The sequence below is a fragment of the Parafrankia soli genome, assembly GCF_001854695.1.
In the GTDB taxonomy this organism is placed as follows: domain Bacteria; phylum Actinomycetota; class Actinomycetes; order Frankiales; family Frankiaceae; genus Parafrankia; species Parafrankia soli.
In genome coordinates this window covers 35,802-58,267 of sequence record NZ_MAXA01000218.1, presented here as the reverse complement: position 1 = coordinate 58,267, position 22,466 = coordinate 35,802, and the positions used below count along the sequence as shown (strand labels likewise).

General features: G+C 72.7%; 16 protein-coding genes and 2 pseudogenes. 8 read left to right on the top strand and 10 right to left on the bottom strand.

Going from position 1 to position 22,466, the window contains the following annotated elements; translation table 11 throughout:
- The 3 genes from BBK14_RS19225 (at position 1) to BBK14_RS19215 (ending at position 8,459) form a co-directional block, all read left to right on the top strand.
- Complete coding sequence (locus BBK14_RS19225; protein ID WP_071064485.1) at positions 1–4,590, top strand: cation-translocating P-type ATPase; 4,590 nt, start codon at positions 1–3, stop codon at positions 4,588–4,590.
- Positions 4,591–4,694: 104 nt separating this feature from the next.
- On the top strand, positions 4,695–5,714 hold the full coding sequence (locus tag BBK14_RS19220; protein WP_071064482.1) for an undecaprenyl-diphosphate phosphatase: 1,020 nt from the start codon (positions 4,695–4,697) through the stop codon (positions 5,712–5,714).
- Between the two features lie 117 nt (positions 5,715–5,831).
- Positions 5,832–8,459, top strand: a complete 2,628-nt coding sequence (locus tag BBK14_RS19215; protein ID WP_083391080.1) for a cation-translocating P-type ATPase — start codon at positions 5,832–5,834, stop codon at positions 8,457–8,459.
- Between the two features lie 10 nt (positions 8,460–8,469).
- Here BBK14_RS19215 and BBK14_RS38425 read toward each other — a convergent pair whose 3' ends face one another.
- The 5 genes from BBK14_RS38425 to BBK14_RS19195 all read right to left on the bottom strand — a co-directional run bounded on the left by BBK14_RS38425 (position 8,470) and on the right by BBK14_RS19195 (position 12,112).
- Entirely contained in the window at positions 8,470–8,637 is a 168-nt protein-coding gene (locus tag BBK14_RS38425) for a hypothetical protein (protein ID WP_157904299.1), read from the bottom strand.
- On the bottom strand, positions 8,634–8,951 hold the full coding sequence (locus tag BBK14_RS19210; RefSeq protein WP_071064480.1) for a helix-turn-helix domain-containing protein: 318 nt from the start codon (positions 8,949–8,951) through the stop codon (positions 8,634–8,636). Before BBK14_RS19210 ends, BBK14_RS38425 begins: the two co-directional genes overlap by 4 nt.
- On the bottom strand, positions 8,948–9,313 hold the full coding sequence (locus BBK14_RS19205; RefSeq protein WP_071064478.1) for a type II toxin-antitoxin system RelE/ParE family toxin: 366 nt from the start codon (positions 9,311–9,313) through the stop codon (positions 8,948–8,950). Before BBK14_RS19205 ends, BBK14_RS19210 begins: the two co-directional genes overlap by 4 nt.
- 91 nt (positions 9,314–9,404) lie before the next feature.
- Entirely contained in the window at positions 9,405–11,474 is a 2,070-nt protein-coding gene (locus BBK14_RS19200) for a bifunctional copper resistance protein CopD/cytochrome c oxidase assembly protein (RefSeq protein ID WP_071064476.1), read from the bottom strand.
- Positions 11,475–11,479: 5 nt separating this feature from the next.
- Positions 11,480–12,112, bottom strand: coding sequence for a copper resistance CopC family protein (locus BBK14_RS19195; RefSeq protein WP_071064474.1), 633 nt, complete (start codon positions 12,110–12,112; stop codon positions 11,480–11,482).
- A 130-nt stretch (positions 12,113–12,242) separates the two neighbouring features.
- On the opposite strand from BBK14_RS19195, the gene BBK14_RS19190 reads away from it, so the two are divergent.
- Positions 12,243–13,112, top strand: a complete 870-nt coding sequence (locus BBK14_RS19190; RefSeq protein ID WP_071064472.1) for an LLM class F420-dependent oxidoreductase — start codon at positions 12,243–12,245, stop codon at positions 13,110–13,112.
- Between the two features lie 70 nt (positions 13,113–13,182).
- Here BBK14_RS19190 and BBK14_RS19185 read toward each other — a convergent pair whose 3' ends face one another.
- On the bottom strand, positions 13,183–13,596 hold the full coding sequence (locus tag BBK14_RS19185; protein ID WP_131802346.1) for a hypothetical protein: 414 nt from the start codon (positions 13,594–13,596) through the stop codon (positions 13,183–13,185).
- A gap of 91 nt (positions 13,597–13,687) precedes the next feature.
- Between BBK14_RS19185 and BBK14_RS19180 the strand changes: the two are divergent.
- A pseudogene (locus BBK14_RS19180) lies at positions 13,688–13,888 on the top strand (response regulator); the annotation flags it as partial.
- Between the two features lie 230 nt (positions 13,889–14,118).
- Here BBK14_RS19180 and BBK14_RS19175 read toward each other — a convergent pair.
- From BBK14_RS19175 to BBK14_RS19170, 3 genes and pseudogenes are all read right to left on the bottom strand, one after another.
- Entirely contained in the window at positions 14,119–14,466 is a 348-nt protein-coding gene (locus BBK14_RS19175; RefSeq protein ID WP_198541337.1) for a VOC family protein, read from the bottom strand.
- Positions 14,467–14,675: 209 nt separating this feature from the next.
- Positions 14,676–14,816, bottom strand: a pseudogene (locus BBK14_RS37180) (aldo/keto reductase); the annotation flags it as partial.
- Positions 14,817–14,831: 15 nt separating this feature from the next.
- A complete protein-coding gene (locus BBK14_RS19170; protein WP_071064467.1) occupies positions 14,832–15,818 on the bottom strand; it encodes a LysR family transcriptional regulator in 987 nt (328 codons plus the stop codon).
- Positions 15,819–15,941: 123 nt separating this feature from the next.
- Here BBK14_RS19170 and BBK14_RS19165 point away from each other — a divergent pair, with 123 nt between their 5' ends.
- Complete coding sequence (locus tag BBK14_RS19165) at positions 15,942–17,189, top strand: MFS transporter (protein WP_071064465.1); 1,248 nt, start codon at positions 15,942–15,944, stop codon at positions 17,187–17,189.
- A 112-nt stretch (positions 17,190–17,301) separates the two neighbouring features.
- Here BBK14_RS19165 and BBK14_RS19160 read toward each other — a convergent pair whose 3' ends face one another.
- Positions 17,302–19,098 carry a bis-aminopropyl spermidine synthase family protein gene (locus BBK14_RS19160; protein WP_241831661.1) on the bottom strand — a complete coding sequence of 599 codons (1,797 nt, stop codon included), beginning with the start codon at positions 19,096–19,098 and terminating at the stop codon, positions 17,302–17,304.
- A 96-nt stretch (positions 19,099–19,194) separates the two neighbouring features.
- On the opposite strand from BBK14_RS19160, the gene BBK14_RS19155 reads away from it, so the two are divergent.
- Complete coding sequence (locus tag BBK14_RS19155) at positions 19,195–20,673, top strand: NAD(P)/FAD-dependent oxidoreductase (RefSeq protein WP_373693972.1); 1,479 nt, start codon at positions 19,195–19,197, stop codon at positions 20,671–20,673.
- A 142-nt stretch (positions 20,674–20,815) separates the two neighbouring features.
- Entirely contained in the window at positions 20,816–22,456 is a 1,641-nt protein-coding gene (locus BBK14_RS19150) for a YhjD/YihY/BrkB family envelope integrity protein (RefSeq protein ID WP_071064461.1), read from the top strand.
- Positions 22,457–22,466 lie beyond the last annotated feature (10 nt).

Sequence of the window (22,466 nt, the reverse complement as noted above, 5' to 3'; positions counted from 1 at the left end):
GTGGTGGGGCGCCTCCCGCTGCCCTCGCCTCGCAGCGCCGCGCGGGCGCTTGTCGCGGAGCTTCACCGGCCGTCGCGGCGGCCCCGCGCGGTGTGGTGCGGCGCTGGCTCCGCCCACGTCGAGCTGCTCCGGCGGGACGTGCACGACCACGCGGCCGCCGCCGTCCGGGCGCTTGAGGGAGTCGACTGGGCCGAGGTCGACGAGGGCCTCGGTCGTCTCCTGGTCGCCTTCGACGCTGACGCGGTCGACGTCGCTGACGTGATCGACGCCGTGGCCGAGGTGGAGAACGCCGCCGCGGCGCGACCGCGGCCCGCCACCGAAGCCCCGTCGACCAGAGCCCTGTCGACAGAAGCCCTGTCAGCCGGGGGGCCGCACGCCCGGCCGCGGGGGCAGGATCGGAACGGGCACCCCGGTGATCCCGGACCGGTCGCCGCCGAGCTCGTCGCGCTCGGCGTGGACGCCGCCGCCTTCGGTTTCGCCGTGGCCGGACGGTTGCTGCGGCTGCCGGCGGTGCCGCGCGCCGCCGCCGCGGCCGTGGCGCTGGTCGACCACCAGCCGCGGGCCCGGCGCGCCGTCGAGCGCGGGCTCGGCCGCACGGGCACCGACCTCGCGATCGGCCTGGCGAACGCGGGGGTCGCCGCGCTCAGCCAGAGCCCCGACATGATCCTCGTGGGCGCGGCGCACCGCTGCGCCACGCTGGGAGAGCTCCTCGCCGCGCGGGCCGCGTTCACCCGGCTCGAACCCGAGCTGGGCCGGGCGACCCGCGGCGCGCACAACGCGGCCCTCGGCCGTCTCGGTGAGGTCGCGCGAGAGCGACGGCCGCGCCCGCTGCCGGCCGGCCCGGTGGAGCGGTGCGCCGACCGGATGGCCGCGGCCGGGCTGGCACTCGGCGCGGCGACCCTGGCGGTGTCCGGGTCGCCGGTACTCGCCGGCGACCTGCTCCTCACCACCGTTCCCCGCGCCGCGTGGCTGGGCCGGGAGGTGTTCGCCGCGACGGCGGGCCGCCGGCTGGCCGGTCACGACGTACTGGCGCTGGAGCGGTCGTGCCTGCGCCGCCTCGACCGTGTCGACACCGTGGTGGTGTCGCCGGCCGCCCTGCTGTCCGGCGCGGCGCGGGTGCTCTCGGCACCGGACGGCCCCAGCTGGACGGTCGTCGACGCCCTCGTGGACGGGCTGGACGTGTGGCGCCCGTTCCGCCCCGGCGCGGTCGTGGCCCGGGACGGCGCCGTCCGGCTCGTCGCCGCGCACGCCCGCGGGGCCCGCCGGGCGGCCGACCCCGACGGCCTGCCCGTGGAGCTGCGCGGCACCCGGCCCGTGGTGAGCGGGCTCGTCGGTGTCGAGACGGACGGGCACGCGGAGGCGGTGCTGCGGGCGGCGCGCGCCTGCGGCAGCGTCCTGCTCGGCGAGCACGTCAGCACCGCCGAGTTCACCCCGCTCGTCGACGCACGGGTACGCGGCGGGACGGATCTGGCGACCGAGGTGTGGCGGGCGCAGGCCAGAGGCGCGGTCGTCCTCGTGGTCGGCTGCGGCTCCGACACGGACGCGCTGCACGTCGCCGACGTCGGTGTCGGGCTTGTCCGTCCCGGGGAGCGGCCGCCCTGGTGCGCGGACCTGCTCTGCGTGCGCGGGCTCGCCGATGTGTGGCGGGTGCTGCAGTACCCGGTGCCGGCCCGGGCGACCAGCCGCCGGGCGGCCTCCCTGGCGGTGTCCGGTTCGGCGCTGTCCGCCCTGACCACCGTCGTCGGTGGGGGAGCCTCCGGACGTCCAGGCCGCTCACTGGCCGGAGCGCTGGCCCGGGGCGGCCCGGTGAGCGCCGCCGCGGTCAGCTCGATGGCGGAGGGTCTCGTGGCCGCGTCCCGCGCGGACCGACGTCCACCGCCGGCGCCGGTGCGGCGTACGGACTGGCATGCGCTGGACGCGGAGGCGGTGCGCCGCCGGCTGCCCGCCGCACCGCGCGACCCGGCGGAGCCGGGCGGGGTCCGATCGGACGGCGCCGGCGCCCACCCGACGGTCAGGTCGTTCGGGAAGGGCGCCCGGGAGCTCGGCGCCGCGGTCGTCGCGGACCTGCGGGACCCGCTCGTACCGGTGCTGATGGTGGGCGCGGCGGCCAGCGCCGTCCTCGGCTCGACGGTCGACGCGGCGCTGGTGGCCGGGGTCTCGGTGACGAACGCCGTTCTCAGCGGTGCGCAGCGGGCCCGCGCCGAGGCCGCGATGCGCGGACTGATGGCGCGCCACCTCGCGCTCGCCCGGGTCGAGACGACCAGTGGCCTCCGCGTGCTGCCGGCCGACGAGCTGCGGCCAGGTGACCGGATCCTGGTGCGGGCCGGGGACGTCGTCCCCGCCGACGCGCGGCTGCTCGCCGCGGACACCCTTGAGGTCGACGAGGCGTCGCTGACCGGCGAGTCCGTCCCCGTCGGCAAGTCCGTCGAGCCGACGCCGTCCGCCGATCTCGCCGACCGCAGCTGCATGCTCTTCGAGGGGACGACCGTGCTCGCCGGCACGGGCCGGGGAATCGTCGTCGCCGTCGGCGAGGCCACCGAGGCCGGCCGCGCGAGCGCCGCCGTGGTCGGCGCGGCGGCGCCGGTGGGCGTGCAGAACCGGCTGGGTGATCTCACCCGGCTCGCGCTGCCGCTGACCGCGGCCAGCGGGCTCGCTGTGACCGCCCTGTCGGTGCTGCGCGGGGCCGGGGCGCGGGAGGCGCTCGGCGCGGGGGTGGCGGTGGCCGTCGCCGCGGTGCCGGAGGGTCTGCCCCTCGTCGCCACGGTCGCCCAGGTCGCGGCCGCCCGCCGACTCGCCCGCCTCGGCGTGCTCGTGCGCTCCTCGCGCACCGTCGAGGCGCTGGGCCGGATCGACACCGTCTGCTTCGACAAGACCGGCACGCTCACCGAGGGCCGCCTGGTGCTGCGCGAGGTCGCGGTGGTGGGCGGTGCGTCCCGGGATGACGTTCTTCGCGTCGCCGGCGCGGCGAGCCCCCGGCCGGACGGGCCCATCCCGCACGCCACCGACCGTGCCGTGCTGGCCGCGGCGGAGCCGCTGGAACCGCTGGGCCGCCGACTCGCCGAGCTGCCGTTCGAGACCGCGCGTGGCTACGCCGTCACGATGGTGCAGGCCGGTGACGCCACGGTGCTGGCGGTCAAGGGGTCGCCGGAGACGCTGCTCGACCGCTGCCGGATGCCCGCCCGGGACGTCGCGGCGGCCCACCGCACGGTCGACGCGCTCGCCGCGCGGGGCCTGCGTGTGCTCGCTGTGGCTCGTTCGAAGCCCTTCCACCCGCAGTCCCCGGCACCGCCCGCACCATCGGCACTGCCGGCACCATCGGTGTCGCGGGCGCAGCGGGTCGCGGTGGCGTGCGGGCCGGTCGACATCCCGGACGCGCTCGTGCGGGATCTGGAACTCGTCGGATTCGTCGGGCTGGCGGACACGCCGCGCCCGACGGCCGCCCCCGCGATCCACCGGCTGACCGGTGCCGGTCTGCGCGTCCTCGTCGTCACCGGCGATCATCCGGGCACCGCGGCCGCGATCGCCGCCGAGGTCGGGCTCCGCGTCACCGCCGGCGCCGTCGTCACCGGGCCCGAGCTCGACCAGCTCGGGGACGAGGAGTTCGGCCGCCGGGTCAGCACCGCCGCGGTCTTCGCCCGGATCTCCCCGGAGCAGAAGGTACGGCTCGTGATGACCCTGCGCCGGCAGGGCCGCACGGTGGCGATGACCGGTGACGGCACCAACGACGCGGCCGCGATCCGCGCGGCGGACGTCGGCGTCGCCGTCCAGGGACGCGGGTCGGCGGCGGCGACCGGGGCCGCCGACCTGCTGCTCACCACCGCCGACGTCGACCGGCTGGCAGACGCCGTCATCGAGGGCCGGCGGATGTGGCAGTCCGTCACCGACGCGGTGTCGGTGCTGGTCGGCGGGAACGCGGGCGAGGTCGCCTTCACGCTGCTCGGCGCGGCCGTGGCGGGCCGGGCGCCGCTGAGCCCGCGTCAGCTCCTGCTGGTCAACCTGCTGACGGACATGGCGCCCGCGATGGCGCTGGCGGTGCGCGGCCGCGGCGGCGACCCGCCGCACTCCGCGGACACGATCCTCGCCGGCCCGCTGCGCCGCGCGATCCTGCTCCGCGGCGCGACCACCGCGGGCGCGGCGACCGCCGCCTGGGCCGTCGCCCGACGCACCGGCACCCCGGGACGGGCCTCGACCGTGGCGCTGCTGGCCGTCGTCGGATCGCAGCTCGGGCAGACGCTCGCCCTGGCCGGCCGGGACCCGCTCGTGATCGCCACGGCGGCCGGGAGCTTCGCGGTGCTCGCCGGGATCGTGCAGACCCCTGTGGTCAGCACCCTGTTCGGCTGCCGGCCCGTCGGCCCGGTCGGTTGGACGATCGCGGTGGTCTCCGCGTCCGTGGCGACCGTGGTGGCAGTGGGGTCAGACCGCGCCCACCGCGGGCGAAGCGCCCAGCCAGCGGCGGACCAGCCCGGTGACCAGCAGCACGAGCACCGTTCCGACCGCCTCGACGAGCAGACCAGCGAGAAGCTCCGTCATGACCCCGCCTCCTTTCCAGCAGCAGATGGCATTGCGGTTACGGTGAGCCAGCCTGGTTAACGTGAGGTGACGGGCGGGGCTCGAGTGGATGGCCAGGCGGAGAAGCCGGCATCCGACGGCCGCGTGCGGGCCGATACGGTGCTCCCGGTGAACGGAATCCTGCAGTGAACTGGGCGGAAGGCGCGGTCCTCGGTCTGGTCCAGGGGCTCACCGAGTTCCTGCCGGTCTCCTCGAGCGCGCACCTGCGGGTCGTGGCCGCGCTGGCCGGCTGGGACGACCCCGGCGCCGCGTTCACCGCCGTCACCCAGCTCGGCACGGCCGCCGCCGTGATGGTCTACCTCCGCGCCGACATCGCCCGCCTCGGCCGCGCCTGGCTGCGGTCGCTTGCCGGCCCGGTCCCGGGGCAGCTCACGGCGCGTGGCGCGCGACCGGGGCCGGAGATGAGGCCGGGGTCGGGGTCGTACTCGAATCCAGCGCCGGATCCGGCGCTGGCCGCGGACGCCCGGCTCACCTGGCTGATCATTTTCGGTACCGTGCCGATCGGAGCCGTCGGGTACCTCTTCGAGGACGTCATCAAAGGCCGGTTCCGTGATCTGCGGCTGACCGCGGGCGCCCTGGCCGGCGTCGGCGCGCTGCTCGGCGCCGCCGACAGCCTGACGGCCCGGCGCGCGGCGCGCGGCGGTGCCATGACCATCGGCGGTGCGCCGCGCGGCGGCCGGCCGCTGGCGGAGCTGTCCGTGCGCGACGGGCTCCTGATCGGGCTCGCGCAGGCCGCCGCGCTGGTGCCGGGGGTGTCCCGCTCGGGGGCGACCATCGGTGGCGGCCTCCTGCTGCGCTACTCCCGGGAGGCGGCCGCGCGCTACTCGTTCCTGCTGGCTGTTCCCGCCGTCCTGGTGTCGGGAACCTTCGGGCTCCACCGTCTCTACCGCGAGGTCCGGCCGCACGCCGCGACGGCCGCGACGGGTGCGACGGGCGAGGCCGGCGAGCGGGCGGCCGAGCCGGCCTGGGGTCCGCTGGTCGGCGCGAGCGTCGTGGCGTTCGTCGTCGGGTACGCGGCGATCGCCTGGTTCCTCCGGTACGTCTCGGCGCACGGTTTCGCGCCGTTCGTCGTGTACCGGATCGGCCTCGGGCTGCTGCTGCTCGCGCTCGTGCTCGGCGGCAGGATCCCGGCGACGCCGGCCTGAGCGGCCCGGGAGGCCCGAACTGTCGGCGGCGGGGTGTCCAAATACCGTTGGCGCTCTGGGGACACACGCCCAGGGACACCCGGGATCCGAGGACCGACCGAACGAAAGTGAGTGACGATGGACCGGCCAGCGGCCACGACGTCCGCGTCCACCGAACAGGACGACCCCCGGGACGAGCCGCGCACGGCGACCGACCTCGACACGGATCCCGGCGCCGACACGGACATCGGTACCGACACGGATCCCAGCGCCGACACGGACATCGGTACCGATATGGACACCGGCACCGAGACCGGCGCCGACCTTGGCACTGACGCGCGGGGCCTGAGTGCCGCCGAGGTCGCGGAGCGGGTCGCCGACGGCCGGGTGAACGACATCCCGGTCCGTTCCAGCCGGTCGGTCGGCGAGATCGTCCGGGCGAACGTCCTCACCCGGATCAACGCGATCATCGGCGTGCTCTTCGTCCTCATCGTGATCGTCGGCCCCGTCCAGGACGCCCTGTTCGGCGGCGTGATCATCGCCAACACCCTGATCGGCGTCATCCAGGAGATCCGCGCCAAGCGGACCCTCGACCGGCTCGCCGTCGTCGGCGAGGCCCGCCCGGTCGTCCGGCGCGACGGCGTCGCCGCCGAGCTCGCGGCGTCCGAGATCGTGCTCGACGACGTCGTCGAGCTCGGCTCGGGCGACAAGATCGCCGTGGACGGGCTCGTCCTCGAGGCGGAGAACCTCGAGGTCGACGAGTCGCTGCTCACCGGCGAGGCCGACCCGGTGCACAAACGTCCCGGCGACACGGTCATGTCGGGGAGCTTCGTCGTCGCCGGGTCCGGCGCGTTCCGCGCGACCCGCGTCGGCCGCGCCGCCTACGCCGCCCAGCTCGCCGAGGAGGCGAGCCGCTTCACCCTGGTCAACTCCCAGCTCCGCAACGGCATCAACACCATCCTGCGGGTCGTCACCTGGATGATCATCCCGACCGGGGTGGCGCTGATCATCAGTCAGATCCTGGTGAACGACGACGACCTGGCGGAGGGCATCCGCCGGATGGTCGCCGGCCTCGTCCCGATGGTGCCCGAGGGCCTGGTCCTGCTCACCTCGGTGGCGTTCGCGGTCGGCGTGGTCCGGCTCGGCCGCCGCCAGTGCCTCGTCCAGGAACTGCCGGCGATCGAGGGGCTGGCCCGGGTCGACGTCGTCTGCCTGGACAAGACCGGCACCCTCACCGAAGCCGCGATGGACGTCGTCGAGCTGCGCATGCTCGACGACGACATCGAGACCGGCGGAGGCAAGGAGACCGACGGGAGCAAGGCGACAGCTGAAGCGGTGCTCGGCACCCTCGGCGCCGCGGACAGACGTCCCAACCCCAGCATGCAGGCGATCATCGACGCCTGGCCGGCGCCCGCCGGCTGGACCGTCCAGGCCGACATGCCGTTCTCCTCGGCGCGCAAGTGGAGCGGCGCCGAGATCACCGACCCAGCCGACCCGACCGGCCCGGCGGCCACCTGGCTGCTCGGTGCACCGGACGTGCTCCTCCCGGAGAGCCATCCGGCGCTCGCCGAGGCCGACCGGTTCGGCGAGCAGGGCCTGCGCGTCCTGCTGCTCGCCACCTACGGCGCGACCCTCGCCGAGGCCGTGGCCGACCCCGCCGAGGTCCCTGGACTGACCACCCCGGTCGCCCTGGTCGTCATCGCGCAGCGCCTGCGGGCCGACGCCCCGGACACGCTGCGCTACTTCGCCGAGCAGGGCGTCGCCGCCAAGGTCATCTCGGGGGACAACGCCCTGTCCGTCGGTGCCGTCGCCCGCACCCTCGGCCTGCCCGGAGCCGAGAACCCGGTGGACGCCCGCACGCTCCCCACCGACCCCGAGGCCCTCGCAGACGTTCTGGAGACGCACTCGGTCTTCGGGCGGGTCAGCCCGCAGCAGAAGCGGGAGATGGTCGCCGCCCTGCAGTCCCGCGGGCACGCCGTCGCGATGACCGGCGACGGCGTCAACGACGTGCTCGCCCTCAAGGACGCCGACATCGGCGTCTCGATGGGCTCCGGGAGTCAGGCCACCCGCGCGGTCGCCCAGATCGTCCTGCTGAACAACAGCTTCGCCACCCTCCCCTCGGTCGTCGGTGAGGGGCGGCGGGTGATCGGCAACATCGAGCGGGTCGCGAACCTGTTCCTGACCAAGACGGTCTACTCGGTGCTGCTCGCCATCGTCGTGGTGATCACCCAGGTGCCCTACCCGTTCCTGCCCCGCCACCTGACCCTGATCGGATCACTCACGATCGGGATCCCCGCCTTCTTCCTGGCCCTGGCACCGAACGCCGAACGGGCCCGCCCGGACTTCGTCGGCCGGGTCCTGCGCTTCGCGCTGCCCGCCGGGGTGCTCGCCGCCGCCGCGACCCTGACCTCCTACTTCCTCGCCCGCTCCATCTACGACGGCGACCTCGACGCCGAGACGTCGATGGCGACGCTCACCCTGTTCCTCGTCGCCCTGTGGGCGCTGGCGATCGTCGCCCGGCCCTACACCTGGTGGCGGATCCTGCTCGTCGCGACGATGGCGCTCGCGTTCGCGGTCGTGCTCGCCGTCCCGTACGGGCAGGAGTTCTTCCAGCTCTCGCTTGTGGGCACCACCGGCCCGTGGACGGGCGCGGCCGTCGCCCTGGCCGGCGGCATCGCGCTGGAGATCAGCTGGGTGTTCACCCGCCGCCACCTCGACGCCCAGTCCGCCCGCCATCCGGCCCACGGCGCCGCCGCGGCCGAGTAGCCGGCGTTCTCTACGACCCTGATGACGCACCGATCAGCACGCCACTGCTGGCAGCAAGGAGGCCAAAAGTCAGGACCCGGGTCCGGCCGGTGGGGGAGCCGGTGTCGCCGCGCTGGATATCGGCGCTTGCGCGTCCGACCAGCGCGGCCAGGTCGTCGAAAGGCAGGTTCTCGATCATGCGATCGCGGCGATGTCCCCGTCGTCGAAGTAGATCGCCTGGTGCAACCGGCCACCGAGAGCAGCGGCATATCTGGCGACGATGTCCTGACCGGAGACAGAGCCCTGCTCGATCTGCGAGATCCGGCCCTTGGTCACTCCCATGCGCTCCGCCACCTGCTGCTGGGTCAGACCCCGCGCCCGACGCACCTCGGCAAGCCGATGCCCGACCGCGACCGCCAGGAGCTCCTGTCTGCCGGCTGAGACCGCCTCCTCTCCGCCCGCCCTGGCAACCTGCTCGGCGCGGATGTCGGCCCACCGTGTGTAACCACTCATCGCCGATCGCTCTCTTCCTGACCGCGTTCCACGAGATAGGTCTTGTAGCGCTGCTCGGCCAGCGGGATCGCTTCGGCGTACCACGCGTTCCACTGCCCGGCTTTGTCTCCCGCGACGAGCAGGATGCTCGACCGCCACGGGTCGAAGCAGAACAAGATTCGCACTGTTCCCGGCCTGAGTTCCTTCAGATTCGGCACCGCCGAGCCGCTGATCGTGTCGACCAGCGGCCTGCCCAATCCGGGGCCAGCCTCGGCAAGCAGGTCGATCGCCTGCACGACTCGCGCATGCGTGGCCGCGTCCAGGTCATCGAGCCAGTCCCGGACCTCGTCGACGAGGTAGACCTCCCACTGCTGCTCGTCCACGCGGAAAGTATAGCTTCTGCTAAACCGGCACGCGTGATCGTGCCACGCACATCCCGATGATCGTCTTCGGAGTGGAGTGCTGGAAGAACGGTCAGGAGCCTGGTCCGGTGGTGGGGGAGCCGGTGTCGCCGCGCTGGGCCGGTACCGGCGGGACGGTCGGTGCGGTCTGTTTCGCCGGTGCGGGCCGATCCCCGTTGAGGCGGGCGAGATAGGCGTTGTAGGCGTCGAGCTGCGCGTCCACCCCGGCGGCGTCGACGCGGCGTTCGCGGGTGCGGGCACGGCGCTCGTCGGTGCGGGCCCACTGCACGGCGAGGACGAGCAGCACCACCAGGGTCGGGACCTCCCCGAACGACCAGGTGATCCCCCCGGCCGTGCCCTGGTCGTGCAGCGGGCTGACCCCCCAGGGGCGGACGAGCTGCTCGTACCAGCTGCTGCCCAGCACCGTGGACGTGCTCATGATCGTGAGCCCGAGGAAGGCGTGGAACGGGACCACCGCCATCAGCATCAGCACCCGCCCGGGGTGCGGCGGCCGCTTCGGCAGCGGGTCGATACCGATGAGGACCTCGAAGAAGTAGAAGCCCGTCATCAGGAAGTGGGCGTTCATCACGAAGTGGCCGAGGTGGCTGTTCATCAGGTAGCCGAGCAGGTCGCTCAGGTACAGCACGTACAGGCTGCCGGCGAAGTTCGCGGTGACGAACAGCGGATGGGTCACCACCCGCGCGGGCCAGGAGTGCAGCCCGGCGAGCAGCCACTCGCGCGGCCCGGCGCGGTACGGCGCGGACGCCGGGCGCAGCGCGCGCAGCGCGAGGGTGATCGGTGCGCCGAGCACCAGCGGGATCGGCGCCAGCATCGTGAGGATCATGTGCTGGGTCATGTGCACGCTGAGCAGCACCGGCCCGTAGGTGCCGAGGCCGCCGGACGTCACGACGGCGACCAGCGCGAGTCCGGTCAGGAACCCGATCGTGCGGCCGATCGGCCAGCTGTCGCCGCGGCGCGCGAGCCGGATTACCCCGGTCAGGTACAGGCCGGCGGCGAGGGCGACCAGGCCGAGGAACACCCAGTCGGGATGCCAGGAGGTGAGGAGCCGTCCAGGTGTGATCGGCGGTGGCATCGGGTAGCCGAGCAGGCCCTCGGTCGGGTCGGTCGGCAGCGCCGAGTCGTTCACCGGCGGCGCCGTCTGCGACAGGCCCGCGGCGAGGCCGAACATGGCCGCCAGGACGCAGATCTCGACCACGGCGAGCCGCCGGAACGCGCCGAGCCGGGCCGGCGCGCCCGCGTCGTCCCCGGTCGCGGCGGCGGCGATCACCCGGCGACGTACCAGTCCGCCGAGCGTGACGGCGGTGAGGAGGCCGGCGGCCTTGCCGAGCACCAGCAGGCCGTACCGGTCGTCGAACAGTGGTCCGAACCCGCCGAGCCGGACGGCGGCGCTGGCCACGCCGCCCACTGCGGTGGCCCCCGCAGCCCAGGCGGCCAGCCGCGAGTAGCGGTGCAACGCGGCGAAGAAGGTGGTGCCCGGCAGGGCCCGCATGGTCAGCAGGGCCAGCAGGCCGCCCATCCAGACCACGGCCGCCGTGATGTGCAGGCCGAGCGCGATGACGGCGAGCGCGTGCTGTGACGATCCGGCCGCGTGCCCGGTGACGACCGGGGGGAGCAGCGCCGCGCAGGCGAGCACGAGCAGCCAGCCGGCGGCAATGGTCGACATCAGCGTCGCGCTCACCAGCGCGATGACCAGCGCCGCGACGGCCACGACGAGCAGCGCCCTGCCCTGCGGGGCGGCGGAGACGAAGGAGCGCAGCGCCGCCGGGTCCAGCACCTCGCCGGGTGGGCGCGCGGTGATGTCGGAGGCGGTGAACACCAGCTCGGCCAGCGCCGCCACCGCCCACACCGCCGCCGAGACCGCTGCCGCCCGCCCGTGGCGGCGTGCCACCGCGCCGAGCCGGCCCTGTTGGGCGGGGATGAGTACGGCCGCGGCGAGCAGCCAGCCGACCGTCCCGACGGCGGCCACCTCGCTGACCACCCGGGCCACCGGCAGCCCCCAGTGGGTGAGCGAACCGGCGTCGGGCAGCCCCGGCAGGTCCACCGCCGCGGGGCCGGTGGCGACGACGGCCACCAGCGCGACCAGCGCCACCAGCGCGGCCAGTGCGACAACGGGAACGGTCATCGTTCCTACTCCCGGTTCCGTCGGATCAGCAGTACCGTGCCGCCGACCACGGCCAACCCGGCGATGATCACCCCGATGATCCAGCCGTTGCCGCCGCCCTCGGCGGGTTCCGAGGTGGCCGGCGGCGTCGGTGCGGGGTCGGTGGGCCGCGGCGGGGTGGTCGTCGCTGTGTCCGGGGCCGTGGTGCCGCCCGGCGGTACCGCCGGTTCAGGCGCGGCCGTCGTGGCCACAGTGGCGGGGGGAGCGGCCACGGCGAAGGAGAACTCGCCGTTGATCGGATGCCCGTCGGCCGAGACCACACGCCAGGCGACGTGGTAGTCGCCTGGCGTGACGTCCCGCACCGCGACCGAGAGGGTGGTGTCGGTGACCTGCGGCGGATCGGCCGGGATCTGGCCGCCTCCGGCGCGGGTGACCGCGACCGTCGCGTAGTCCGCCCAGACGGCCGCGCCGAACACCAGCGAGATCCGGGTGGGTGGCGCGCTCAGGGTCGACCCGTCAGCAGGATCACTGCTGCGTAGCGTCGAGTGCGCCCATGCGGGACGGGGCGTGACGAGAATGACGGCCAGCATCATCGCGGCGACTGCCGTCAGGGTCGTGAGCGCTGCGGTCGACGTCGCGGCGAGCGATCTTCGTTGCACCGGGTCCAGTCTACTTTCTACGTTTGGTAGAAGGATCGGCCGCGGTGTGGTCCCGGCCGAGCCGCCCCGACCGGCGTGTCAGTGGGGTGGCGATCAACATCCTCAAGATCGGCAGCGCACAATGACGTCCATGCAGATCGGTGTCGTCTACCCGCAGATCGAGCTTCGAGGCGATCCGAACGCCGTCCGGCGGATCGGGACCGCCGTCGAGGACCTCGGCTTCGACCACCTGCTCGCCTACGACCACGTGCTCGGCGCCGTACATGCCGACAGGACGCCCGCGCTGTCAGGCCCCTACACCGAGCAGGACCCGTTCCACGACCCGTTCGTGATGTTCGCTTATCTGGCCGGTATCACCGAACGTATCGGTTTCGCGACCGGGGTCCTGATTCTCCCGCAGCGTCAGACCGCACTCGTGGCCCGGCAGGCAGCCGATGTCGATCTCCTGTCCGGCGGTCGGCTGCGCCTCGGTGTGGGGGTCGGCTGGAACTCCGTCGAGTACGAGGCCCTCGGCCAGGAATTCCGCACCCGCGGTGCTCGGCAGGAAGAACAGATCACGCTGCTTCGCCGGTTGTTCACCGAACCCGTCGTCGACTTCTCCGGCCGCTTCGACCGGGTCGACCGGGCCGCGCTTGTGCCGAAGCCGTCCCGGCCCGTCCCGATCTGGCTCGGCGGGTCCGGCGAGGCCGCGTTCGACCGGGCGGCTCGGCTCGCGGACGGTTTCGTCTTCTTCGGTGGCTTCGGCGTCGATCACGCCCTGGCCGCCTGGAAGCGGCTACGCGAGAAGTTGCACGGCCTCGGCCGGTCGGTCGAGGAGTTCGGCGCCGAGTACGTGGTTCTTCCTCGGGGCGGAGTAGGTGACCTCACGGCGGAGATCGATGCCTGGCGCGAAGCCGGCGGAACCCACGTCTCCGTGGCCACGATGGGACGCGGCCTGGACTCCGCCGACGGTCACGTCGACTATCTCGCCACGGTCGCGGACGCGCTCAACCTGTCGTGACGAGCGCGGCAAGGTTGCCGGGCACGCCCCACGAGAAGGAGCCGATGTCGCGCCGTCCGGGCGTACTCCGCTAGGCGAGGCTGTCGAGAATGCCTACGACCTGCGCGAACTGCTGTTCGTTGGATGCGTGCGGGGCGTCGATCGTGTGGACGTCGAACGGGTTGTCAGGGGCGAGCCGGTCGGCCTCGGCGATCATGCGGTCCTGCAGCTCGACCGGAATCATCCGGTCCCGGGAATGGCGGATGTACGTGCGTGGTATCCGCCCCCAGAAGCCGGCCTCGACTTGCGAGCGGTCCGTGCCCAGCGTGAGGGATTCGTCGGGCTGCAGGAACGCGAGCATCGCGGAGAACTCGGCGTCGGTTGCACCCTCCACCATCACCACCTTGAACGCGGCGAGGGTGTCGGCGTCCCGGGAGGTCCACGGCGCCACGACCGAGACGTCGGTGTAAAGAGTTGTGCAGGAGGCGCTGACGAACGTGCTCAAGCACGCGAACGCAACGGCCGTGGCCGTCGGAGGCTGACCACGGCGAAGACGTGGTGACCGCCCCCGGCTCGCCGCCGCCAGCGAGGGCCTCGCCAGCCGCGTCCTCGTGGTGACGACCTTCGACGACGACGAGTACGTGTTCGAGGCGCTGCGCGCCAGCGCCAGCGCCAGCGCCAGCGGGTTCGTCCTCAAGGACACCCGGCCGGAGGACCTGCTGTCAGCGATCCGGGTCGTCGCCGAGGGCGACGCGCTGCTGGTGCTGTCGGTTACCCGTCGGCTTGTCGAGGAGTTCGTCTGACGCTCGCAGCCGGCAGCCGCGTCCGCCGCCTACGAGACCGGGGTCGTCGTACCCGGTCAAACCGACCAGTCCTAGACGGGTGGGTCCGAACCGCTGACGCTCCAGGCCGCCCGAGGCGGCGAGGTCGCCTGATGCCGCGTTACGACACGGAGCGGTATCAGAAGCTGGACGTGGTGCGCCGGCGTTTCAAGAGCCCGGCATGACCGGTAGATCGACGGTGCCGGTCAGGTCGACGGGTTCTCGATCAGGGTGATGGTGTTGCCGGCCGGGTCGGCCACCGAGGCCAGCTTCGCGTTCTTGGCCGTCGCGGTGACCTCGCCGAGCGTGATGCCGCGCCCGGCCAGGACCGCCGTTTCGTCCTCGAGGTCGTCGACGGCGAAGTTCAACGCCGATCGTCCGGCGTGGTCGACGTCGCGGAAGATCTGCACCCAGGCGTCGTCGCTGATGTGCCAGTCCGCCAGCCCCGGCATCGGACGCGCGTCGGCGGGCCGGCCGAACAGCCGTTCGTACCAGGCGATCGACGCGTCGAAGTCGGCTACCGGGACGACGGACAGAACCTTGGCGACAGGCACGGGGATCACTCCAGACCGAGGCGGGCGCTCGCGCGACATCATCTGCGCCTGGTCCTGCCCGTTCCGCCCCGACGTCACCACCTTGCCGGCGTCGCGCTCTCCTTACTTCTCGCGCGGCCGGTCAGCGGTCGATCGAGGCCATGTTGGCTTCGTCGTGACGCTCCCCGGAGGGCGTATCGAGGGCGTATCGAGGGTGTTCAGCCGCTCGATCTGGTCCGCGGTGAGTACGGCACGAACCCGATCCCGAGCTCGCGCAGCAGTGGAAGGATCTCCGCCTCCACGTCGCGGGTCCACAGCGAGTACTCCGTCTGCAGCGCCGACACCGGCTGCACGGCGTGCGCGCGCCGGATCAGCAGCCGGGCGAGTCACCTTGGCCGAGGTTGGCACCCGCGAGCATTCGCGATGTTGCCGCCGCCGCGCCGTGGCGTCGTTGCCCAGGACGGGAGCCAGACCGTCTCAGGGAGCCTTGGCAGGGTTCCGAGGTGGGTGATGATCGCGCGGAGTCCTGGGTGTGGATTCGTTCTGGGGAGGATGAGCGAGAGGGGGTATGCGAGCGTCGGATTCACGATAGGGATGCGGCGTAGGTCGTGGTTCGTCGGCCAGATGTACCGGTCGCGTGCCCCGACGAGGGTGGCCACGTCTGCGGATTCCGCGAGGGTGTCCAAAAGTACCTCATCGCCGAAGTGCGGGCCTGCCGCGTCGATGCGTAGGTCGAAGTCGATGGCGAGCTGGTCGTAGAACTCCGCCCATTCGCTTCGGGGCGCGATACCCGGTACCCATATCCGATGCTGGCGCAGCTGCGGTGGCGTCAGTCTTCGCGCGGCGGCGAGCGGATGTCTCGGGCCGACGAGAAGTTCCAGCGGGGAGTCGAACGCATTGATCATCTGCACGCCGCGTGGCAGCGTGGCCGGGTCGGTGACGGTACGGAACGAGGCGTCGATATCGCCTGCCTCGACGGCGGTGACCGCCACGCGTGGGTCGTTGACCCTGAGGGTCACCACGTCGAGGTTGGTTTCGGGATGCGACCGCCAATAGTCGTGCAGAACAACGGCCTGCGCGCTTCGCAGGCCGAGAACGTCGATCCGAAGGGCCCGGGAGCCCGGCCTGACCGCGGTTATGGCGCGATCGACACCCGTGACGATGCTCCGCGCGTGCGGGAGAAAAGCCTGACCGTCGAGCGTCAGTTCAACCCCTCGGGCAGTACGGGTGAACAGCCGGACTTCCAGCCCGCGCTCCAGGGCGGCGATCCGCTTGGAAACTGCCTGTTGCGTCACGCCCAGCTCGTCGGCCGCATGTTGCAACTGTCCGAGCTCGGCCGCCCGGACGAACGATCGCAATGCCTCGGTGTCCACTGGTTCATCTTAGGTGCGCACAACTGTTGGTTGTGGCTCGCCGAGGAATCGGTTGTTTGATCGCGCTCCAGCATGACTGATGTGCTTCGGGCATCCAAACCGTCGGTTGTCGCGAGGAGCCATGTGCGTGTGAGATCGGGGCCCGGCTTCGGGTGGCTGTGGTCGGCCTACGCCGTCAGCACATACGGCACGTGGATCGCTTTCGGGGCGTTCCCGCTCATCGCGGTCCGGGTGCTGCACTCGTCGGCATTCGCCGTCTCGTTCCTGGGAGCAGCCGGCCTCGCCGTCGCCGCGATCGTCGCGGTCCCGCTCGGGCCGTGGATCGAGCACCGGACCAAGCGCCCCGTGATGATCGCGACGGACCTGGTTCGGTTCCTCGCCATGGCGAGCGTTCCGATCGCGTACCTTCTCGGCCTGCTGTCCTACGGCCAGCTGCTGGCCGTCTCGGTCATCTCCGGAACGGCGAGCATCGCCTTCACCGCCGCATCCGGTGCGTACCTGAAGCACCTCGTCCACTCGGACCATCTGCTCGTCGCGAACGGGAGATTCGAGGGCACGAGCTGGGTGGCGACCGCGGCCGGCCCGCCTCTCGGCGGAGCGCTCATCGGGCTGCTCGGCCCGGTCGTCACCGTCGCCGCCGACGCCTTCAGCTACCTGCTCTCCGCGCTCGGGGTCCTCCGCATCCGTGGCGGCGACGTCGCAGCGCCCCGCGACGCGGCCACCAAGGTACGCGCCACTGACCTTCTGAGCGGCTGGCGATTCATCCTGCACGACCGCGCTCTACGACGTCTGTTCCTCAACTCCGTGGCAGTCGGCGGTCTGATCATGGCCACCAGCCCGCTCCTGGCCGTCCTTCTGCTGGGCGAGTACCACTTCCCCGCCTGGCAGTACGGTCTCGCCTTCGGCATCCCGGCACTCGGCGGCTTCGCCGGCGCCCGCCTCTCCGCGCGCCTCGTCACCCGCTACGGTCGGCACCGCGTCATGATCGTCTCCGGCTGGCTGCGCTCGATCTTCCCGCTCGGACTCGCCCTGACCCGTCCCGGCATTCCCGGACTCCTCACGGTAATCGTCGTCGAGGCCCTGCTGATCACCTGCATGGGCGTCTTCAACCCCATCAACGCGACAGAACGCCTGCAACGCACTCCCACCGACCACGTCGCACAAGTCCTCAGCGCATGGAGCATCAGCGGCAAACTCGCCCAGGCGACCCTCATGGTGATCTGGGGCGTCCTCGCGACACTCACCAGCCCACTCACCGCCATCACCATCTCCGGCGTCCTCCTRCTCGCCACCCCCCTCTTCCTTCCCCAGCGGATGCACATGCCCGACCCCGCGGTTGGCGCGCCAGTCGAAGCTGTCCGTTCCGTATGACTCATCGCAACGCCCGGCTCACTCCAGAAGGACGCCGCTTCGCCCACGCAAGCGGTGAGCCCAACCGTGAACGACTTTGATTTCGCGTTCGTATCCAGGCCTGATCGCCTGATCAATCCTGCCCATGGTTGGGATTCTGAGGGGCGGGCGCTGGTGCGGCCCTCGGCGCGCGGACGGCCTGGAGTACCCGCTCCAGGCGTGCACGAGGGGTCTCGATCGCGGCCAGGTCCAGCGTGTCGAGATCGACGGTGCCCACCTGGGCTCGGACTAGCGCGCGGGCGTCGTTCTTGGAGAGCGTCCGTCCGTCCCGGGCGGCCGCGCGGATCACGCCCTCGCGCAGCACGTTCCCGATCCGGCCGTGGGCCCGTTCGAGCAGCCAGCGCGCGGCGACGTCTGACGCGGGCGGCCGGATCGGACCGTCGGCGCCCACCCGGGCGTCCGCCTCGCCGTCGCCGTCGCCCGCGTCGACCAGATCGGCGTGGACGACCTCGTAGCCGCCGCTCTCGGTCACAGTCGCCCCCCGTGGACGTCCCGCCGTGGCCGGTGGGGGGAACGTCAGGCGGTACTTCGGGGCGACCAGGCTCGCGAGAGCGGCCCGGGCGCCGGGGGTCGACACGTCGGGATGGTCGACTGGCACGACGAACCGGACCTTGCGGGCGGTCACGGCGAGCAGGGCGCGCAGCAGCAGCGGCCCGGGGTCGGCGGTGAGGTCCACGGCGACGTCCGCGTTGTCGCCGAGGTCGCGGAGGTAGTCCGAGCCGGTGAACAGCGAGCGCAGGCCGAGGCGGCGGGCGCCCGGCGATCCGGCGGCGGTGGCGTCGCCGATCACCGTCGCGGCCGGCCCGAGCTCGACCGCCGCGGTGCTCTCCACGGACTGCGTTCCGTGGGTGTAGATGCGTGTTCCGAAGCTCTCCACCGCCCRCTCGAGGACTTTCCACGTGCGGCTGGTCGGCGCGCACACGTAAAGATCGCTGGCACTTCCCACGGCCTGCGCGCCGTCATAACGGTTGAATGCCGGCAGTATGGCTTCGAAGACGACGCCGAACTGCTGCATGGACTGCTGTACCTGAAAACCCAGCATCGGATGGAGCCGGCTGTGGCCGTAGGCGACGACGACGACTCCGTTTTTCCGGTCACCCAGGCCGGCGAGCGCTCGCCCGAGGAAAAGGCCGACCCCTTCGGGGGTGTACGGCGGATCGGTGAGGACGAGGTCCGCCCACTCCCGCGCGGCGGGCGGCAGGGTGAATCGCAGATCGCCGAACAGCGTGCGGATCGACAGTCTTTCGGATCGTGCCGTGGCGTCGATGTAGGCGAGGGTCCGCTCATCCAGGTCGACCACGGTGATCTCGACGCCGGGCTGCCGCCGGGCCAGCGCCACCGAGGTCAGGTCGTGGTCGCCGACGCACAGCACCCGCCGGCCGGCCAGGTCGTAGGTGCTGGTGAGCCAGGCCGCGCGGCGGGCCAGCGTCGCGGCGGTCGCCGCCACGTGGTCGAGATCCCGGCGGGGCGCCGGGGCAGCCGCGATCAGCCGGCCCAGGGCGTCGAGCTCGACGCCGCTGCCGGCGCCGCCGCCGACACGGCTTGCGGCGAGGCCGTCGGCACCGGCGCGGGCGTCGCCACTGGCGCGGGCGTCGCCGCCGGCGCGAGCGTCGGCCGGTTCCAGCTCGTCCAGAGCGAATCGGGCGCGATACCCGGCGGTCAATTCCGGCCGTATCCGGTGGCCGTGCTTGTTTTCGGTGAGATCCTCGCCAAGGCTGCGCAGAAGCTCCTCGACCGCGCGCCGCGGTGTCGCGGTCCGGGCTATCAGAACCTCGATCGGCTGGCTGCCACGGGTCAACAGCGAGAGAATTTCGCGCAGTGGACGGGATCGCACACCGTAGCCGTCGACATAGGCGGCGGCGTTGTCCATCGAAGGGTTTTCCGTCGGGACTTCTCCCGATGGGACACCGTCCGTCGAGGAATTTTCGCCGATCATGTCGATATTCATATCATCGGGGGAGCAGCCGTGGTCGGGTCGGTCCCGGAGGTGCCGTGGAAGCCGACCGGGCGGCCGACGCCGGGGCGGCGGCCAGACCCGACGGAGCAGCGAGGCCCGATGGGCCGGACGGACCGGACGGGCTCGACGGCCCCGACTGACTCCGGCCGGGCCGGGGTTTCCCGGGTGGTCGTCGTCGGTGGCGGCTTCGCCGGGGTGAGCCTGCTGCGCCGGCTGGAATCCGCGCTTCCCGCCGGCCGCGCGGAGCTTGCCGTGGTCTCACCCGTGGACCATCTGCTCTACACCTCGCTGGTGCCGCAGGTCTGCGCCAGCACGGTGGAGCCCCGCCACCTGGCCGTGGCGCTGCGTGCCGTCCTGCGTCGCACGTTGCTGCGGCTCGGTGACGTCGTCGCCGCCGACCTGTCCGCGCACACGGTCACCGTGCGCTCCGCGGACGCCACCACCCGGACCGTCGGCTGGGACAGGTTGGTCCTCGCGCCCGGCTCGGTCACCCGCACCCTGGACGTGCCCGGCCTCGACGAGCACGCCCTCGGGCTGAAGAACCTCGACGAGGCCGTGGCGCTGCGCGACCACGTCCTGCGCCGGCTGGAGCTGGCCGACGCCGCCGACGACCCGCGCCGCCGGGCGGCGCTGTGTACGTTCGTCGTGGTCGGCGGCGGTTACACCGGGACGGAGCTCGCCGCGCAGATGGTCGGGTTCACCCGGCACGCCGCGGCGGCCTACCAGCGGCTGCGGCCGTCCGACGTCCGCTGGCTGCTGGTGGATCACGCGCCGCGGGTGCTGCACGAGCTCGCGCCGGCGCTGGGGCATCGCGCCGCGCGGGTGCTCGCCGGGCGTGGGGTCGAGGTCCATCTGGGCACGTCGGTGGTGGAGATCGGGGCCGAGGCGGTCACGCTCGCGGCTGGCGGGCCGACGGTCCGCACCCGCACGGGCGTGCCGACCCACACGGTCGTCTGGTGCGCCGGCGTGAGCCCCAGCCCGCTCGTCGCCGCGCTCGGGCTGCCCACCGCGCACGGCCGGCTGATCGTGGACGAGTTCTTCCGCGTGCCCACCGCGGACGGGGTGTTCGCGCTCGGGGACGCCGCCGCCGTCCCCGACGTGACGCGCGGGGGAGCGCCGGCCGGGCAGACCGCGCAGCACGCGATCCGCCAGGGCCGGACGGCGGCCCGCAACGTGGCCGCCTCGCTCGGGTACGGCTCGCCGCGCCGGTACCGGCACCGTGACCTGGGCTTCGTGGTGGATCTCGGTGGCCGCGCCGCGGTGGCGAACCCGTTCGGCCTCACCCTGAGCGGGCCGCCGGCGGCGCTGCTGACCCGGGCCTACCACCTGGCCGCGCTCCCCGCGGGCGCGAACCGGGTCAGGGTGGCGACCGACTGGGTGCTCAACAGTGTGCTGGGCCAGGAGATCACCCATTTCGACGAGTCCGTCCCGGAGCGGGCGGAGATCGCCACGTCGGAGCACACCCGGATCTACCAGCCCACACGCTGACAGGTCGCCGGGGTGACAGCCGGCTGGAGATCCCGCGTGCGTTGCGCCGCGTCGGTGGAATACATCCCTACGATCGCGGAGGTAGGTCCAGTTCTTACCGGTGTGCCGCCGCCTGCGACGCATCGAGACGAGGAGGCGCGGGATGGCGCTCGGCGCTCGGCTGGATCGGGCGCAGCAGAGCAGGCCGAGGATCGCGTTCCCGCTCGCGGTGATCTACAAGTTCGCGGAGGACCAGGGCGGCTACCTCGCCGCGCTGATCGCGTTCTACGGATTCCTCTCCCTGTTTCCGCTGCTCCTGCTGCTCACGACCGGCCTCGGCTTCGTCCTCGCGGGGCATCCCGACATCCAGGAGCAGGTGGTGAGCTCCGCGCTCAGCCAGTTCCCGATCATCGGTGACCAGCTCCGCAGCGACGTCCAGGCCCTGCGCGGGAGTGCCGTGGCGGTGGCGATCGGTGTGCTCGGCAGCATCTGGGGCAGCCTCGGGGTGGCCCGCGCGCTCGGGAACGCGCTGGACACGGTCTGGGCGGTGCCGCGGCGCTCGCGGCCGAACCCCTTCTTCGCCCGGGTGCGCAGCTTCGGCCTCATCGGCCTGTTCGGGCTCGGTGTCGTGCTGACGACCCTGCTGTCCGCGATCACCACCCGGGCCGGCGACCTCGGCACCGGTCTCGGTGCCGGCGCGCAGGTCCTCGCGGTGGTGCTCGGCATCGCCGGGAACACGGGCCTGATCCTGATGGCGTTCCGGCTGCTCACGGTCAAGTCGGTGACGTTCGGCCAGATCCTGCCCGGAGCCGCGATCGCCGCGCTGGGCTGGCAGCTGCTCCAGTCGGCCGGGACCTACCTCCTCCAGTACCAGCTACAGGGGCGCACGCAGGTCTACGGCCTGTTCGCCCTGGTCCTCGGCCTGATGACCTGGCTGTACCTGCTCGCCGCGGTGATCGTGTTCGCGATGGAGATCAACACCGTGCGCGCCGGACGGCTCTACCCGCGCGCGCTGCTCACCCCGTTCGTGGACGACGTCGTCCTCACCGACTCCGACCGGCGGGTCTACACCTCGTATGCCCAGGCGGAGCAGTTCAAGAGCTTCCAGCAGGTCGACGTCTCCTTCGACGACGTCTCCGTCGGTGACGCCTCGTCCGGTGACGCCTCCGTCGACCAGGATCGACCCATGGAGCTGACACACGCGATGCGCACGACGGGCACCTGCCGGCGGTTCCGGCCCGACCCGGTGCCCGACGACGTCCTCGTCGCCGCGTTCGACGCCGCCCGGTTCGGCCCGCAGGGCGGGAACCGCCAGCCGGTGCGGTTCGTGGTCGTCCGGGACCCGGAGCGCCGGCGGGTGCTCGCCAACCTCTACCTGGCCCGCTGGCAGCCCTACCTCGACGAGCGCGGGATCAGCACGCCGACCGAGGCCGACCACTTCGCGCGCACCCTGGCGGACGTCCCCGTGCTGGTCGTGGTGTGCGCGAAGCTCGCGGCGCTGCATCCCACCGACACCGAGCTGGACCGGCTGAGCATCGTCGGCGGGGCGTCGGTCTACCCGATCGTGCAGAACCTCTGCCTCGCGCTGCGCGGCGCCGGGGTGGCCACCGCGCTGACGACGCTGCTGGTCGCCGACGAACCGAAGGTCGCCGAGCTGCTCGACATACCGGACGGCTACGCGACCGCCGCGCACCTCGCGGTCGGCTATCCCGAGCGCGGTTTCCCCAGCAACCTGCGGCGCCGTCCCGTCGAGGAGCTCGTCTTCGGAGAGGCCTTCGGACGCCCGCTGGGCGAGGCTGGATGAATGGGCGAGA

Bases quoted from the DNA above. Each gene is read 5' to 3' on its own strand.
- BBK14_RS19215 (WP_083391080.1), top strand. From the start codon at position 5,832: ATGGACCGGCCAGCGGCCACGACGTCCGCGTCCACCGAACAGGACGAC.
- BBK14_RS38425 (WP_157904299.1), bottom strand. From the start codon at position 8,637: ATGATCGAGAACCTGCCTTTCGACGACCTGGCCGCGCTGGTCGGACGC.
- BBK14_RS19190 (WP_071064472.1), top strand. From the start codon at position 12,243: ATGCAGATCGGTGTCGTCTACCCGCAGATCGAGCTTCGAGGCGATCCG.
- BBK14_RS19150 (WP_071064461.1), top strand. From the start codon at position 20,816: ATGGCGCTCGGCGCTCGGCTGGATCGGGCGCAGCAGAGCAGGCCGAGG.
- BBK14_RS19200 (WP_071064476.1), bottom strand. From the start codon at position 11,474: ATGACCGTTCCCGTTGTCGCACTGGCCGCGCTGGTGGCGCTGGTCGCG.
- BBK14_RS19210 (WP_071064480.1), bottom strand. From the start codon at position 8,951: ATGAGTGGTTACACACGGTGGGCCGACATCCGCGCCGAGCAGGTTGCC.